We start from the raw sequence: 15,171 nt of genomic DNA, 5'->3' as shown, positions 1-15,171 counted from the left end.
GTAACGTCGGGCCGTCGAACTGAATGGAAGTCCTAGGACTTCCCGTCGAACGGAACTGGGGAAGCCACGTGAGCGACATCGCGCGAGTAGGAGTGGTCGGCTGCGGCCTGATGGGGTCCGGCATCGCGGAGGTCTTCGCCCGCGCGGGGCTGGACGTCAAGGTCTCCGAGGCCACCGGCGAGGCCCTGGAGCTGGGCCGCACCCGCATCACCACCTCCCTCGACACCGCGGTCCGCCGCGGCAAGCTGAGCGAGGAGGACCGGGACGGCGCGCTGGCGCGGATCTCCTTCACCACCGAGCTGACCGACTTCGCGGACCGGGACCTGGTCGTCGAGGCCGTCGCCGAGCGGGAGGACATCAAGGTCGCGATCTTCGAGACCCTCGACCGGGTCGTCGAGCGCCGCGACGCGATCCTGGCGTCGAACACCTCCTCCATCCCGATCGTCAAGCTCGCCTCCGCGACGAGCCGGCCCGAGCAGGTGCTCGGCATCCACTTCTTCAACCCGGCGCCGGTCCAGAAGCTCGTCGAGATCATCCCGACGCTCACCACCTCCGCCGAGACCGTCGCCCGCGCCGAGGCGTTCACCCGCGAGGCGCTCGTCAAGGACCCGATCCGCGCCCGCGACCGCGCCGGCTTCGTCGTCAACGCCCTGCTGGTGCCCTACCTGCTCTCCGCAGTCCGCATGTTCGAGTCGGGCATCGCCACCGCCGAGGACATCGACAAGGGCATGGAGGCCGGCTGCGCCCACCCGATGGGCCCGCTGCGCCTGTGCGACCTGATCGGCCTGGACACCATCGTCTCCATCGCCGACTCGATGTACGAGGAGTTCAAGGAGCCCCTGTACGCGGCCCCGCCGCTGCTCCAGCGCATGGTCGACGCGGGCCTGCTGGGCCGCAAGTCCGGCCGCGGCTTCTACCAGTACTGACGCGGGTCGCGACCGTCAGGGCGGGGAGGCGACCAGCTCGAACGGTGGGTGCGTCTTCGCCAGCGCCCACCGTTCGCAGGTGGCCGGGTCCAGCACGACGTCGACGATCTCCCGGCCCGCCCGCATGTTCCACGCGGTGACGATGCCGACCGAGTCCGAGGTGCGCACCTGGAGCGGGCGGCCGTCGTACACCAGACGTGCGCCGAGCTCGTCGCCGTTGTCCTGGCCGAAGTGGTCGATGATGTCGAGGGAGAGCTGCGTCTTTCCCTTCGGCAGTCCGGACGGGTCGTCTTCGCAGTCCAGGACGCGCATCCAGCCGTACGTCCAGCGCAGTTGCTCGTCGGCGGGGACGTCGGACGTGGGATAGGGGTAGGCCTCGGTGGCGGGCGGGTGCGTGAGCTGCCGGCCCTGGGACGACGAGCAGCCGGACAGCAGGCCGACGGCGAGGAGACAGGCGGCGGCCAGGCGGTGTGTCGGCACGTGGCGCAGCATAGCCGCGACGGCGCCCCGCGCGGGGCGGGGCGCCGAGGGTTGTGGGGAGAGGCGGGGATCAGGCGCCGCTGAGCGCCTCGTCCTTCAGGGCGCCGCGGATCTCGTTGCGGAGCTCGGGGCTGTCCGTCTCGCCGTGGACCGAGACGGCGTGCTCGGCGGCGGCGCGGACCACTTCCTCCTCCTCGCCCGCGATGGTGAGCGAGCAACCGGACTCACTCGGGTAGTCGCGGCAGTCGGCAACCTTGCGCATGGGATGTCTCCCTTCGGCTCCTTCGGCTCGTTCCCACCAGTATCGGCCCGATCCGGCGCGGTGTTCAGGCGAAGGTGTTGCAGGAGGACGGATCCCCGCTGCGGTAACCCGTGGTGAACCACTGCTGACGCTGCGCCGCCGAGCCGTGGGTCCAGCTCTCCGGGGTGACCCGGCCCTGGTAGCGCGCCTGGATCCGGTCGTCGCCCACCGCCGCCGCCGCGTCCAGGCCCTGGGCGATGTCCGTGGAGGTCAGCGAGGTGATCAGCGGACGGCCGGTGGACGCGGACGGTGTGGTCGTCGCGTGGTGGGCCCAGACACCCGCGTAGCAGTCCGCCTGCAGCTCCAGCCGGACGGAGCCGCTGTTCGCGCCCTGGCCACCGCCCTTGGCCGTCTGTCCGGTGACGCCCACCGGGCCCACCGCGACAGCCACAGAAGATCGGAAAATCGCTGGCGCCCCAGGAGGGGTGATCCCTAACCTCCTGTCAGCGGGACGGAGACGCCCGCGACAAGCGTCGAGTGCTGGGACACAAGGGGGCCTGCTGGGCCATGTCAAAGACTGGCCCTCGCCACACGGCTCCCAGGGTTCGATTCCCTGGCGGCGCACCCACGAGGACCGGATACGGGGGAACCACGCATGGCCACCAAGCTGAACCAGATCATCGCCGTCGAGAAGGGCGTCAAGGCCAAGGCCTTCGCCGACCTCACCCAGGCGCACCACGACGTGCAGAAGGCCGCGCTGCTCACCGGCATCGCCCGGACCTACCAGCCGCGCGACGAGGAGGGCGAGATGTTCCCGCCCGAGTCGACGCGGGTGCAGGTCCACGCCGAGGACGTGCTGCGCGGCACCGCCGCCTCACTGACCCGCCTGTTCGACGTCACCGCCACTAAGGACTGGGCCAACTGCCACGCCCGCGCGGACGTGACCGTCGAGGGCCGGACCCTGCTGACGGACGTGCCGGTGGGCTACCTGCTCTTCCTGGAGAAGCAGTTGGTGGACATGCACACCTTCGTCAAGAAGCTGCCGGTGCTGGACGCCGCCGAGAACTGGAGCCGCGACGAGTCGACGGACAGCTGGCGGACCGAGCCGGTCAAGACCAACCGCACCAAGAAGGTCTACCGCAACCACGTCAAGGCGGAGGCGACCGAGAAGCACCCGGCCCAGGTCGAGGTCTACACCGAGGACGTGACGATCGGTCACTGGACCACGGTGAAGTTCTCCGGCGCGCTGCCGGCGCGGCGTGTCAACCAGCTGCTGGAGCGCGTCGAGAAGCTGCAGCAGGCGGTCAAGTTCGCCCGCGAGGAGGCCAACGGCACCGAGGTGAGCGACCAGCGGATCGGGGACGCCGTCTTCGGCTACCTGTTCGAGTAGCCGGCAGGCACAACAACACAGACTCCCCGCCCCCGGTGGGCGGGGTGCGCCAGGAGCGCAAGCTGAAGCTGAAGCTTGTCGTGACGAACGCGGTCCAGTGGAGGTTCGAGTCCTCCCCCCGGCACTTCGCGCCGGGGTAGCCCAACGACGGTAGAGGCAGCCGCGATCAATCTCAGACTCTCGCTCCAGACTCAGCATTCGCCACCCGGCGTCGGATCGACCGAGTGCGGGCAGCACTCGCCGGATGCAGGTTCAACTCCTGCTCTCCGCTCCAGCGTGCGGAGGTAGTTCAAAGGCAGAACACGGCGAACTGAGAATGACCCACGCTCTTAAACGTGCCGACGCGCACCAGTGGTGGCACCTCGAGGCCCGGGAGCCGGATATGCTCCCGGGTCTCACTGACTTCGGGATTCCGGATTCCGGATTCGCTACGCTCGAGTCGTGCACAAGCTCAACCCGACCGTCGCCGGGATCGTCGGCGCACTGGTACGCCGGTTGCGGGAACGCAGCCGACGCCGGGCAGCCACGCACGAGGCATGGCTGCGCGGCATTCTCGACAGCGACCGCGAGATCAGCCTGATGGACGGGATACACCGCCACCCCTCCCCGCAGCCCGAGCGCCACGAGTAGCCGGCTGCCCGGCCGCGCGGCTACGCGGTGCGACCCTCCGCCACATTGGGGTCCGGCGCCAGCCCGGCCAGCGGGTCACCGAGGTGACGCGCCTCCGGTGCCGGGACGAAGGTGAACTGGACCATGCCGCGGGTGGTGCCCTCCGGCGGAATGCCCGCACGGTGCAGGCACCGGGTGGTGTTGACGAACGCGCCGTGGCCCGCGGGCGCGACGAAGGGCACCACCCTGTCGGGGGCGTCCAGTCGACGCCGGGCCGGCCCCTTCGCCCAGCCCTGGCCCAGGAACCCGCTGCGCATCAGCCGCCGTGTGCTCGGGACGGGATGCAACCGGAACGCCCCGCCCTCGGCGGTCACCCCGTCGCTGATCTGGACGAAGTACTTGAGCGTCGAGATCGGGTGCTGGTCGCAGTGCCAGAGGTTGCCGTAGTGGTGGAAGGCGCGTTCGGAGGGCGGCAGGTGGGAGATCCTCCACATGCGCACGTGCTGCACGCGCCAGCGCCCGCCGTAGTAGGCGTCGAGGACGCTCAGGACCGGGTCGTTCAGCAACTCCGCCAGCACGGGGACCCGGCCCGCCGGGTCCAGCACGTAACGCACGGCGTCCTTGATCCGGCTGCCCATGTCCACGGTCGCGGACGGGTCGTCGATGAGCTTCTCGTAGCCGGTGCGGACCTCCTCGATCAGACCGGACCGGTAGCCGGGGTCGAGCACCGCGAACCCGTTCCGCTCGGCCTCGGCCGCGAGCGGGTGGCCGACCGGATCGGCGGGAACCAGCGCGGGAACGGAGCGGGATCGCGCCAACACCCGTTGCTGGCCGCGGTTGTTCTCATGCCAGGCGTCGTTGCCCCAATACAGGCGTGCCGCCTCCAGAGCCACCAGGCCCGGGACCCTGTCATCCCCCATCTGACCTCCCCCGTCCTTCACTTGATCTCCACAAGGTAGAGCCAGGCGGACGCGACGATCAATACCTCTGACAGTCAAGGTTTCTGACTGCGAACCGGGTGTCATGGCCCGCGACAAGCCGTTATCCGGACTCTTTGAACCGGCATCAGAACCGGTGCAGATCGGCCGAGTTCCGCAAACCGATGCCTGCCGGTCACATGTGTGCTTATTGTGTGGGCGTACGCTGCGTCGAGGGCGCGGCCGTCCGCCCCTTCAGCACGTCGCACGTCATCCCGGCACGTCCTGGCACGTCCTGTCTCCCCGACGCGGTGAAGGACTTGATGACCACCACACGCACCAAGGCCGTCATCGCGGCCGATCCCGACCTGTCCGCGCTCCTGGACCGCCTGCTTCGGCTCGCCGAGGCGGGCCTGCCGGCCATGTACCGGCAGGACGAGCAGACCTTCGTCTTCACCCGGGCCGCCGTCGGTCCGCCCACCGTCGGCGGCGAGCACCGCCTGGAGGACCGCGGTGAGAGCGTGCGCTACGCCGCCATCACGGTGCTGGGCGCCCGCCTGCTCCCCGAGGAGCGGCAACGGCCGATCTTCGGCGGCCTGACCGCGGCGGAGTACGCCGGAGTCCTGGTCGAGCGGCTGCCCGGCGTCCGCAATCTCGGCGACGCCGCGCTCGTGGCCTGGGCCGCCGCCGACACCCGCCACCCCAAGCTCGACGACGCGCTGGCCCGCCTGGCCGCGCTCGACGACCTGGAGGAGGGGGCCCGGACGCCGCGTTACACGGTCGAGGCGGCCTGGGTGCTCTCCGCCCTCTGCGCCGCCCGCGACGTCAGCGACGCGACCGGCGTGGAACGACGGCTGGGCACGGCCAGGGACCGCCTGCTGCGGGCCCGGCTGGGTGCGAGTCCGCTCTTCCCGCACGCGACCGGCCCCGGCCTGCTGCCCTGGTACCGGGCCCATGTGGGCTGCTTCGCCGACCAGACCTACCCGTTGCAGGCGCTGGCCCGCGCCCACGCCTCCGCCGAGGCCACGACCGAGGGCGGCGACGCGGCGGCCCTGGCCGCGGCGGACGCCTGTGGGGCGCGCATCTGCGAGCTCCAGGGCGAGGGCGGCCAGTGGTGGTGGCACTACGACGCCCGGCACGGCACGCTGGTCGAGGGCTACCCCGTCTACAGCGTCCACCAGCACGCGATGGCCCCGACCGCGCTGCTCGACCTCGCCGAGGCCGGCGGCACGGACCACGGGGCGGCCGTCCGGCTCGGGCTGCGCTGGATGACACAGGCGCCGGAGCTCCGCTCGGCCCCCGGCGCCGACGTGGCCGTCCCCGAGTCGCTGATCCGCGACGAGCTCGGCGTGACCTGGCGCAAGGTGTTCCGCGGCGACCCGCGCAAGGCCGTCCGCGCGGCGCGCGGCGTCGGCAGCCGGATCGTCCCCGGCCTACGGCTTGAACCGCTGGAGCGGATCTTCCCGCCGGTGGAGCTGGACCGCGAGTGCCGCCCCTACGAGTTCGGCTGGATGCTGCACGCCTGGCTCGGCTCGCTCGACTCCGGTGGGGAGCACAGTCCGTGACGGATCATCACAGTGCGGACCGACGCCAGGTGCTCGGCGTCGGCATCGACGCACTCACGCTGGCCCAGGCCGTCGAGGTCTGCGCCGACGCGGCCGTCGCGGGCCGGCGGCTGGAGGTCGGCGTCGTCAACGCGGCCAAGCTGGTCACGATGAGCAAGGACCCGCGGCTGTCCGACGCGGTGACCGGCTGCGACCTCGTCCTGGCCGACGGCCAGGCCGTGGTGTGGGCCTCCCGCCTGCTGCGCGCACCGCTCCCGGAGCGGGTCGCCGGGATCGACCTGTTCCAGCGACTGCTGGCGGTGGCCGAGGAACGGGGCCTCACGGTCTACTTCCTGGGCGCCCGGCGCGAGGCGCTGGACGCGATGCTGGCCACTGTCGCCGAACGGCACCCGCGCCTGCGCGTGGCCGGTGCCAGGGACGGTTACTTCACCGACGAGGAGCAGCCGCGGATCGCCGACGACATCGCGGCCAGCGGCGCCCAACTGCTCTTCCTCGGCATGACCTCGCCGAAGAAGGAACTGTTCACGGCGGCCTACGGCGAGCGGACCGGGGTCCGCGTCGTGCACGGTGTCGGCGGTTCCTTCGACGTGCTCGCCGGCGTCACCCGGCGGGCACCCGGGCTGTGGCAGCGCCTCGGCCTGGAGTGGCTGTACCGGGTGGCCCAGGAGCCGCGCCGGCTCGGCCGTCGCTACCTGGTCACCAACGTCCAGTTCGTGCTGATGACCGCGCGGGCGATGCTCGCGCGCACCGCAGAACCGGCGCAACCGCCGGCACCGGCAGGAGGTAACTGATGCGCGTCGTCGTGGTCGGACAGGGGTACGTGGGGTTGCCGCTCGCGATCCGGGCCGCCGAGGTCGGGCACGAGGTGATCGGGTACGACGTGGACGGCGGCAGGATCAAGCGGCTGGCGTCCGGGGAGTCCTACGTCGAGGACGTCTCCTCGGAGCGGCTGCGCGCCGTCCTGGCGTCGGGCGCCTACCGGGCGAGCGACGCCGCGCGCGACTGCGGCGGCTTCGACGTGGCCGTGGTGACGGTGCCGACGCCGCTGCGCGAGGGGGTGCCCGACCTCAGCTACATCGAGGAGTCGGCGCGCACCCTGAGCCGCTACCTGCGTCCCGGCGCGACCGTCGTGCTGGAGTCGACGACCTATCCGGGGACCACGCAGGACCTGTTCGGGCCGCTGCTGGAGGACGGCTCGGGGCTGGCCGCGGGCGCCGACTTCCACCTCGGGTACAGCCCCGAGCGGATCGACCCGGGCAACACCGTGTGGGGGTTCCAGCAGACGCCGAAGGTGGTTTCCGGAGTCGACCCCGGCTCACTGGAGGCGGTCCGCTCCTTCTACGGCCAACTCGTGGACACGGTGGTGCCGGTGGCCTCCCCCAAGGAGGCCGAGCTGGCCAAGCTGCTGGAGAACACCTTCCGGCACGTCAACATCGCCCTGGTCAACGAGATCGCGATGTTCGCCCGGCACCTGGACATCGACGTGTGGCAGGCCATCGACGCGGCGGCGACCAAGCCGTTCGGCTTCATGCGGTTCACCCCCGGCCCGGGTGTCGGCGGTCACTGCCTGCCCATCGACCCGTCCTACCTGTCCTGGCGGGTGCAGCGCGAACTCGGCCAGAGCTTCCGGTTCGTGGAGCTGGCCAACGACATCAACAACCACATGCCCGAGTACGTGACGCGGCGCCTGATCGACGCCTTCAACGCGCAGCGGCGCTCCGTCAACGGCTCCCGGGTCCTGCTGCTGGGCCTGGCCTACAAGAAGAACACCGGCGACGCCCGGGAGTCGCCCGCGCTGCGGGTGGCCAGGCTGCTGCTGGACCTCGGCGCGCAGGTCCACGCCGCCGACCCGCACGTGGTCGAGCGGCCCGAGGTCGACGCCCGGCTCGTCCGTGTCGAGCTGACAGCAGAGGAACTGGACGCCGCCGACGCCGTGGTGGTGCTGACCGACCACGACAGCTTCGACTGGGAGCTGGTGCGCGGCCATGCCCGCTACGTGCTGGACTGCCGCCGCCGACTGGCCGGTGACGCCGGCGCGGATAGCGGTGCCGGCGCCGAGGTCGAGGTGCTCTGAGCCGATGCGGATCGTCTGCGTGGTGGGGGCCCGCCCCAACTTCATGAAGGTCAAGCCGGTGATGGACGCGCTGGAGCGGCGCGGCGCCGAGGTGCTGCTGGTGCACACCGGCCAGCACTACGACCCGGCGATGAACGACGTGTTCTTCGCCGATCTCGGCATCCGCCGACCGGACCGCAGCCTCGGCGTCGGCTCCGGCAGCCACGCCGAGCAGACCGCCCGGGTGATGACCGGCTTCGAACCGCTGCTGGCCGAGGTCGCCCCGGACGCGGTCGTCGTCGTCGGCGACATCAACTCCACCGTCGCCTGCGCGCTGGTGACCGCCAAGGCCGGGCCACTGCTGGCCCATGTAGAGGCGGGCCTGCGCAGCCGCGACTGGCGGATGCCCGAGGAGGTCAACCGCGTCGTCACCGACCGGCTCAGCGACTACCTGCTGGCGCCGTCGCAGGACGCGGTGGAGAACCTGCGCACGGAGGGCTACCGCGAGGACCAGATCCATCTGGTCGGCAACGTCATGATCGACTCCCTGCTGGCGAACCTGCCCCGGGCCCGGGACAACGGCGTGCTGGAACGGCTGGACCTGCGGCAGGGCGAGTACGGCCTGGTGACGCTGCACCGGCCCGCCAACGTCGACGATCCGGCCGTCCTGGCGGGCATGCTCAAGGCGCTCGGGGAGGTGGCGCAGCAATGCCCTCTGCTGCTGCCCGCGCACCCTCGCGCGGCCGGCAAGCTCACCGCGCTGGGGGTCCCCGAGGGGGTGCGCCTGGTGCCGCCCGCCGGCTACCTGGACTTCCTCGCGCTCCAGGCGTCCGCCCGGATCGTGCTGACGGACTCGGGCGGCATCCAGGAGGAGACCACGGCCCTGGGCGTGCCGTGTGTGACGCTGCGGGAGAACACCGAGCGGCCGATCACGGTCTCCGAGGGCACCAACGTCCTCGCCGGGATCGAGCCCGAGGGAATCGTCCGCACCACGCTGGCGGTCCTGGCGGCTCCTCCGCCTGCGCGCCGCCCCGCGCTGTGGGACGGCCGGGCCGGTGAACGGATCGCCGAGGTCCTGCTGACCGGCGGCCCCGCGGGCGGGCGGGCACGGCCCACCGACCTGGTGGCCGCCGACCCCGGGCCCGCCGACTCACAGAACCAACCGGCGCAAAGCCCTCTCGTCTGATCGCATAAGCCCATAAGCTCGTTCGTCAGTCGCGTGTCCCCGTAGCCGCCGACCGACCCACGGACAAGGAGACGGAGTGGATCTCGCCGAGATCGCGCGGGTCATGCGCAGACGGTGGTACGTCCTGCTGCCCGGACTGCTGCTGACGGCCGCGCTCGCGGTGGCGATCATCGTCGTGCTGCCACCGAAGTACCAGTCGCAGAGCACCGTCGAGCTGCTCAACTCGCAGAAGGCGACGGTGCCGTTCGACGGGAACCCGTTCCTGAGCACGCAGACCTCGCTGACAGGCATGGCCGACAGTCTCGGCCGCAACCTGAACTCCGACTCGGCCAAGGCGGAGCTGGCCGCCCGTGGCGTGAGCGACACCTACGTCGCGATGATCGCCGACAACGCGCAGGCACCGCTGATGTGGCTGACCGTCACCGGGCCCGACCCGTCCCAGGTGCTGGCGGAGGACCGGACGCTGACCGCGTACGCGGCGGAGCGGCTGCAGCAGTTCCAGACGCAGCAGTCCGTCCCGCAGGACGCCATGATCCGGATGATGACGATCGTCTCGCCGCAGACGCCGGCAGCCCAGACCAAGACCCGGATCGAGTACACGGTGCTGGCCGGGCTCCTGGGCCTCGCCCTCAGCCTGGTGGCCACCTTCTTCGTCGAGGCCCGCCGGCGCCGGGCGCCTGACGGCGCGGATTCCGCCCTCGCCTCCCCCGACGCCCCAGCGGCTCCGCCGCTGGGCGCGATGTCCGGCCTGCCCCGGCAGTCCGGGCCCACCAGCCGACCCGACCCTGCGGCGGAGCCGCAGGGCGGGAGGCCGGCGCAGACCGAGGCCGAGACATGGCCCAACCCGGCGGAGCCGCGCGGGGCGGACACGGCCGGGCTGACGCCGCAGGCCGAAGCCGACTCCGAGGCCGACTCCGAGGCATCTCGCCGGTCCCGCCAAGCGGCGGAGGGCGGGAGGCCGCCGCAGACCGAGACCGAAACCGAGGCACCCGGCCGGCCGGGCCCGGCGGCGGAGCCGATCGGGGCCGCGGCCGCGGTGCCGACGCGGGCCGAGGCAGGGCTGGAGAGCCCGACGATGCAGTTGGCCGCCCTTCCCACGAACGCTGCCGCGCCGGCCAAGCAGCGATCCTCCTGGTTCGGCTGACCCCCGCCGGCCCCGAGCCGCCTCCGAGGAGTGCCGCCCATGGACACCGCGCCCGCCCCGGGCCTCGATGCCCCTGGAACCACCGAACCACCGGACCCGCCCCCCGCACTGGGCACGCGGGTCCGCAACGCCGCGCGGTGGAGCCTGATCAACACCGTGGTCATGCGACTGGGCAACTTCGCCGCAGGCGTCGTGCTCGCGCGCTTCGCGCTGGGTCCCGCCGCCTGGGGCGTCTACGGGGTCGCCCAGACCGTGCTGCTGGTGCTGCTGTCCGCCAACGAGCTGGGCGTCGGCCTGGCCATGGTGCGCTGGGAGGGCGAGGTGCGGCGCTTCGCGCCCACCGTGCTGACCCTGAGCACCATCTCCAGCGGCCTGTTCTACGTCGTGCTGTTCGTCGCCGCGCCGCACCTGGCGGCCGCGCTAGGCTCTCCCGGGGCCACCGGCGTGCTGCGGGTGATGTCCCTGTGCGTGATCCTCGACGGCGTCTCGCAGGTGCCCGCCGGAATCCTGACCCGGGAGTTCGCCCAGGGCCGCCGGATGACCATCGACGCGCTCAACTTCGTGCTCAGCACGGCCGTGACGCTGGTGCTGGCGTTCCGTGGGTGGGGCGCGATGAGCTTCGCCTGGGGTTCGGTCGTGGGCAACGTCGCGGCGCTGGTCGGCTGCGTGCTGGCCGCGCCCGGCTGGCTGCGGTTCGGCTGGGACGCCGATCAGGCGCGCGCCCTGCTGCGCTTCGGTCTGCCGCTGGCCGGTGCCAGTCTGCTGGCGCTGGGTGTGCTGAACGTCGACACCCTGGTGGTCGGCTCGACCCTTGGCAAGGTGCAACTCGGCTTCTATGTCCTGGCGTTCAATATCTCCGGCTGGCCGGTGCGGATCATCTCCGAGGCCGCCCGCCGGGTCTCCTTCGCCGGGTTCTCCCGGCTCGCGGAGTCGCCGCAGGCTCTGGCCCAGGGATTCGGCAGAGCACTGGGCGTGCTGGTCACCGGCAGCGTGCCGCTGTGCGTGCTGCTCGCGGTGCTGGCCGCACCGGTCATCCACCTGATCTACGGGGGGCGTTGGCTGCCCGCAACCGGGGCCCTGCCGTGGCTGATGGCCCTGGGCCTGGTGCGGATCGGCTGCGAGCTGGCCTACGACTGCCTGGTGGCGATCGGGAGACGCCGGCTGCTGATCCTCACCCAGGCGCTGTGGCTGGGCGCGCTGATCCCGGTGCTGGCCGCGGGGGCCCACCTGCACGGCATCGTCGGCGTCGCCGAGGGCCATGTGCTGGTCGCGGCAGGTGTGGTGGTGCCGGTGTACGTCATCGGCCTGGCCCGCACCGGGATCACCCCACGCGCACTCCTGCGGGCCTGCGCCTGGCCGTTCGTGGCCGGCGCGGCGATGGCCGCGGTGGCGTGGGGGCTGCGCGGCGCGCTGGGCGAGAGCCTGCCCGCACTGCTGGCCACCGGCGTCGTCGCCCTGGCCGTCTACGTCGTGGGCGTGCTCCCGAGCCGCAACCGGCTGCGCGGGATCGAGACGGCGCACGGACGGCACGCCCGTCCGTGGCGTGGCAGGTGAGCCGGATGCGCGAGAACGCCCACCGGGCCACGTCGCGGCCGCCGGGGCGCCCGGACCGGCGGCGCACCGCCGTCCGCGTGCTGCTGGCGGCCGTGGCACTGGCCTTACTCCTGCTGGTCGCCGACACCCTCGGCGCCCACCTCGACGAGCACACCACCGCGGGCTGCCCCACCGGCCAGGCTTCCTGCGCCTCCGGGACGCCACGGGGCACCTCCGGGGACGGCGCGTCCCCGGGCAGGGGCACGGGCTCCGCGAGCCCGAGACCGTCGGGCAGCGCGTCCACGTCGACCTCCGCCTCACCCTCGGCCTCCCACGGGCCCTCCGCGAGCCCCGGCAGCACCGGCGGCACCGGCGCCGGGGGCGGACCCTCGGGCCCCTGCTCCTCGCCGGGCGCGTGCGGCTTCCCGACCGCCGCCACCACCGGTCCGCGCAGCGCGCCGACCAGTTCGCACAGCGGCGACATCACCATCCGCACGGACGGGACCGTGATCGACGGCTGGAACCTGGCCGGATCGCTCGACATCTACGCCAACGACGTCACCGTCGTCGACACCAGCATCACCTCGACCAACTGGTGGGGCGTCAACCTGCGCTCCGGGTACCACGGACTGCGGGTGCTGCACAGCCGGATCACCGGCGTCCCGGGCAAGGGGCAGGACAACGGCGGCGAGGACTACGCGGTCTCCAACATGGGCGTCAGCTCCGTCGAGGTCGGCTGGAGCGACATCTCCGTCTTCGGCAACGCACTGTCCATGGGCCAGGGCGACCTGCACGACAACTACGTCCACGACCTCGCCCCGTTCGTCAACGCGAGCGGCCAGTGGCAGCACCTGGACGCCGTCATCAGCGACGGGGGCGGGGACGGGCAGTTGACGATCCGTCACAACACGCTGCTCGACGCGCCCGGCGTCGATCGCGGCGCCTCCGCCGCGATCGGCCTCTACGCGGACACCGGCACCGTCAACAACGCCGTGGTGGAGGGCAACTGGCTCGCGGGCGGCGCCTACGCGCTCTACGGCGGCGGTCAGGGATCGACAGGCATCAAAGTCACCGGCAACGTCTTCTCCGACCAGTACCACCCCGCCTGCGGCGTCTACGGCAACGTCGCCTACTGGAACGCGGGCGGCTCGGGCAACGTCTGGGCGGGCAACACCACCTCCGACGGAAGGCCGGTGACTCCGCAGTGAGCGCGGCGAGGAAGCTGGTGCGGGCCGTGGCGCGCGCGCCCTGGGAGCTCGGCAAGTGGCTGTTCGGCTGGCACGTGCTGTTCGAACTGCGCAACAAGGTGCTGCTCGGCCACACGGCCCGGGCCCTGCGCCGCGCCGAGGACGCCGAGGTCCGCCGGTTCGACCGGCAGCCGCGCCCGACCGCGCTGGTCGCGACCGTGATCGCCACCTACCGCCGCCCCGAGGCGCTGCGCGCGGCCGTGGCCTCGGCCCTGACCCAGACCGTGACCGACCAGGTGGTCATCGTCGTCGACGACGGCGCCGGCCTGCCGTCGGACCTGCCGGACGACCGGCGGCTCGTGACCGTCTCCCTGTCCCGCAACATCGGCATCGCGGGCGTGGTGCGCAATGTCGGCATCCGGCTGACCGACTCCCGCTTCGTGGCCTTCCTCGACGACGACAACCTCTGGGAGCCTGACCACCTGGAGTGCGCGCTGGCCGCGTTGACCGCCGAGGGCGGGCCGGACGCCGTCTACACCGCGCTGCGCAGGGTCCTGCCGGACGGCGCCGAGAAGGACGTTCTGTCGGTGCCGTTCAACCGGCGGCTCGCCGCGCGCAAGGCGTTCCTCGACACCAACGCCTTTGTGGCGCGCCGCACGCCCGCGCTGCTGTTCAGCCGCATCCGCCGCACGCCGGAGGTCCTGCCCCGGGAGGACTGGGAGCTGGTCCACCGTTACAGCCGCCGCCACCGGGTCGTCCACGTGCCCACGGTGACGGTGCAGTACCTGACCAACCCCAGCAGCTACTACACGGATTGGCAGAGCTAGCCGATGAGTCCCCAGGTGGTCCACAACGTGTCGTTCCACGGCGTCGGCATGCCGGGCCCGGAGCGTGAGCCCGGCGAGCACGACTACTGGGTGGGCCGGGACGCGTTCCTGCGCATCCTGGACGACTGCGCGGCCCGGCCCGGGGTCCGGCTCAGCTTCGACGACGGAAACGAGTCCGACGCCGCGATCGCTCTGCCCGCGCTGGTCGAGCGGGGACTGACAGCCGACTTCTTCCTGATCGCCGGGCGGATCGGCACCCCCGGCAACATCTCCGCCGAGGGCGTGCGCGCGCTCGTCGCGGCCGGCATGGGCGTCGGCAGCCACGGTCTGGGCCACCGTGCCTGGCCCGAGGTGCCGGACACCGAGCTCGACGCCGAACTGACGGACGCGCGGACACGGATCGCCGAGACGGCCGGGCAGCCGGTCGACAGCGCGGCCTGCCCGTTCGGCGCGTACGACCGGCGAGTCCTGGGGCGCCTGCGCGCGCTCGGCTACCGCCGCGTCTACACCAGCGACCGCCGCCCGGCCGCGGGGGACGCCTGGCTCCAGGCCCGCTTCAGCGTCGTCGCCACCGACACCGTCGAGTCCTTCCGCACAGCGGTACTCTCCCCCCGCGGCCCCGCCCGCCGCCTGCGCGACAGCGCGGTGGGCACGGTCAAGCGGTGGCGGTAACGGTGACGGAGATGAACGCACCTTCGCAACCCACCTCCGACGGCTCCGCCCGCCCTGAGGTCACTGGGGGCGGGACAACGCAGGCGCCTGGCGCCACCCGGCCGGAGGCCAGGGCGGACGGGACAACGCGGGCGCCTGCTCCCCGGGACGTCACCCGGCCGGAGGCCAGGGCGGGCGGCGCGCCCGATTCGCACGCCGGCTCTGCCGCCTCCGGCGCCACCCAGCCGGAGGCCGAGCGGGGCGGGACAACGCGGGTGCCTGTTCCCCCGGACGTCACCCGGCCGGAGGCCAGGGCGGGCGGCGCGCCCGATTCGCACGCCGGCTCTGCCGCCTCCGGTGCCACCCGGCCGGAGGCCGAGCGGGGCGGGACAACGCGGGTGCCTGTTCCCCCGGACGTCACCCGGCCGGAGGCCAGGGCGGGCGGCGCGCCCGATTCGCACG

Annotated in this window: 16 protein-coding genes and 1 pseudogene; 13 read left to right on the top strand and 4 right to left on the bottom strand. The window is 72.4% G+C overall.

Annotation, left to right across the window (positions count from 1 at the left end; translation table 11 throughout):
* Nucleotides 1–68: 68 nt before the first annotated feature.
* Complete coding sequence (locus ABH931_RS14100; protein ID WP_370112978.1) at nt 69–926, top strand: 3-hydroxybutyryl-CoA dehydrogenase; 858 nt, start codon at nt 69–71, stop codon at nt 924–926.
* Nucleotides 927–941: 15 nt separating this feature from the next.
* On the opposite strand, the gene ABH931_RS14095 is transcribed toward ABH931_RS14100, so the two are convergent.
* The 3 genes and pseudogenes from ABH931_RS14095 to ABH931_RS14085 form a co-directional block, all read right to left on the bottom strand.
* Nucleotides 942–1,406, bottom strand: coding sequence for a hypothetical protein (locus ABH931_RS14095; RefSeq protein ID WP_370112977.1), 465 nt, complete (start codon nt 1,404–1,406; stop codon nt 942–944).
* A gap of 70 nt (nt 1,407–1,476) precedes the next feature.
* Entirely contained in the window at nt 1,477–1,668 is a 192-nt protein-coding gene (locus ABH931_RS14090) for a DUF1059 domain-containing protein (protein ID WP_370112975.1), read from the bottom strand.
* A 64-nt stretch (nt 1,669–1,732) separates the two neighbouring features.
* Nucleotides 1,733–2,047: pseudogene (locus ABH931_RS14085) on the bottom strand (neutral zinc metallopeptidase); the annotation flags it as partial.
* Nucleotides 2,048–2,302: 255 nt separating this feature from the next.
* On the opposite strand from ABH931_RS14085, the gene ABH931_RS14080 reads away from it, so the two are divergent.
* Nucleotides 2,303–3,037: a hypothetical protein gene (locus ABH931_RS14080; protein WP_370112973.1), complete on the top strand. Its 735-nt coding sequence runs from the start codon at nt 2,303–2,305 to the stop codon at nt 3,035–3,037.
* A 441-nt stretch (nt 3,038–3,478) separates the two neighbouring features.
* Entirely contained in the window at nt 3,479–3,667 is a 189-nt protein-coding gene (locus ABH931_RS14075) for a hypothetical protein (RefSeq protein ID WP_370112971.1), read from the top strand.
* 20 nt (nt 3,668–3,687) lie between these two features.
* Here the strand turns inward: ABH931_RS14075 and ABH931_RS14070 are convergent, their stop codons facing one another.
* Entirely contained in the window at nt 3,688–4,566 is an 879-nt protein-coding gene (locus tag ABH931_RS14070) for a hypothetical protein (RefSeq protein WP_370112969.1), read from the bottom strand.
* Nucleotides 4,567–4,886: 320 nt separating this feature from the next.
* Here ABH931_RS14070 and ABH931_RS14065 point away from each other — a divergent pair, with 320 nt between their 5' ends.
* The 10 genes from ABH931_RS14065 to ABH931_RS14020 form a co-directional block, all read left to right on the top strand.
* Entirely contained in the window at nt 4,887–6,128 is a 1,242-nt protein-coding gene (locus tag ABH931_RS14065; protein WP_370112967.1) for a hypothetical protein, read from the top strand.
* Entirely contained in the window at nt 6,125–6,919 is a 795-nt protein-coding gene (locus tag ABH931_RS14060; RefSeq protein ID WP_370112965.1) for a WecB/TagA/CpsF family glycosyltransferase, read from the top strand. Before ABH931_RS14065 ends, ABH931_RS14060 begins: the two co-directional genes overlap by 4 nt.
* Nucleotides 6,919–8,202, top strand: a complete 1,284-nt coding sequence (locus ABH931_RS14055; protein WP_370112963.1) for a nucleotide sugar dehydrogenase — start codon at nt 6,919–6,921, stop codon at nt 8,200–8,202. The genes ABH931_RS14060 and ABH931_RS14055 overlap by 1 nt, the downstream gene beginning before the upstream one ends.
* Nucleotides 8,203–8,206: 4 nt before the next feature.
* Nucleotides 8,207–9,367, top strand: a complete 1,161-nt coding sequence (gene wecB, locus ABH931_RS14050; RefSeq protein WP_370112961.1) for a non-hydrolyzing UDP-N-acetylglucosamine 2-epimerase — start codon at nt 8,207–8,209, stop codon at nt 9,365–9,367.
* A 76-nt stretch (nt 9,368–9,443) separates the two neighbouring features.
* Nucleotides 9,444–10,511: a Wzz/FepE/Etk N-terminal domain-containing protein gene (locus tag ABH931_RS14045; protein ID WP_370112959.1), complete on the top strand. Its 1,068-nt coding sequence runs from the start codon at nt 9,444–9,446 to the stop codon at nt 10,509–10,511.
* Nucleotides 10,512–10,550: 39 nt separating this feature from the next.
* On the top strand, nt 10,551–12,065 hold the full coding sequence (locus ABH931_RS14040; protein ID WP_370112958.1) for an oligosaccharide flippase family protein: 1,515 nt from the start codon (nt 10,551–10,553) through the stop codon (nt 12,063–12,065).
* A gap of 5 nt (nt 12,066–12,070) precedes the next feature.
* The gene (locus ABH931_RS14035) at nt 12,071–13,252 is read left to right on the top strand and encodes a hypothetical protein (protein WP_370112956.1); all 1,182 of its coding nucleotides are present in this window, start codon (nt 12,071–12,073) and stop codon (nt 13,250–13,252) included.
* The gene (locus ABH931_RS14030; RefSeq protein WP_370112955.1) at nt 13,249–14,058 is read left to right on the top strand and encodes a glycosyltransferase family 2 protein; all 810 of its coding nucleotides are present in this window, start codon (nt 13,249–13,251) and stop codon (nt 14,056–14,058) included. The genes ABH931_RS14035 and ABH931_RS14030 overlap by 4 nt, the downstream gene beginning before the upstream one ends.
* A 3-nt stretch (nt 14,059–14,061) precedes the next feature.
* Nucleotides 14,062–14,730, top strand: a complete 669-nt coding sequence (locus ABH931_RS14025; protein WP_370112953.1) for a polysaccharide deacetylase family protein — start codon at nt 14,062–14,064, stop codon at nt 14,728–14,730.
* Nucleotides 14,731–14,984: 254 nt separating this feature from the next.
* Nucleotides 14,985–15,171 (top strand): hypothetical protein (locus tag ABH931_RS14020; protein ID WP_370112951.1); only part of this gene is annotated, 187 nt, incomplete at its 3' end.

Origin of the sequence: Streptacidiphilus sp. MAP12-33 (assembly GCF_041261265.1) — a bacterium.
Classification (GTDB): domain Bacteria; phylum Actinomycetota; class Actinomycetes; order Streptomycetales; family Streptomycetaceae; genus Streptacidiphilus.
This window is presented reverse-complemented; position numbering and strand designations above follow the sequence as displayed.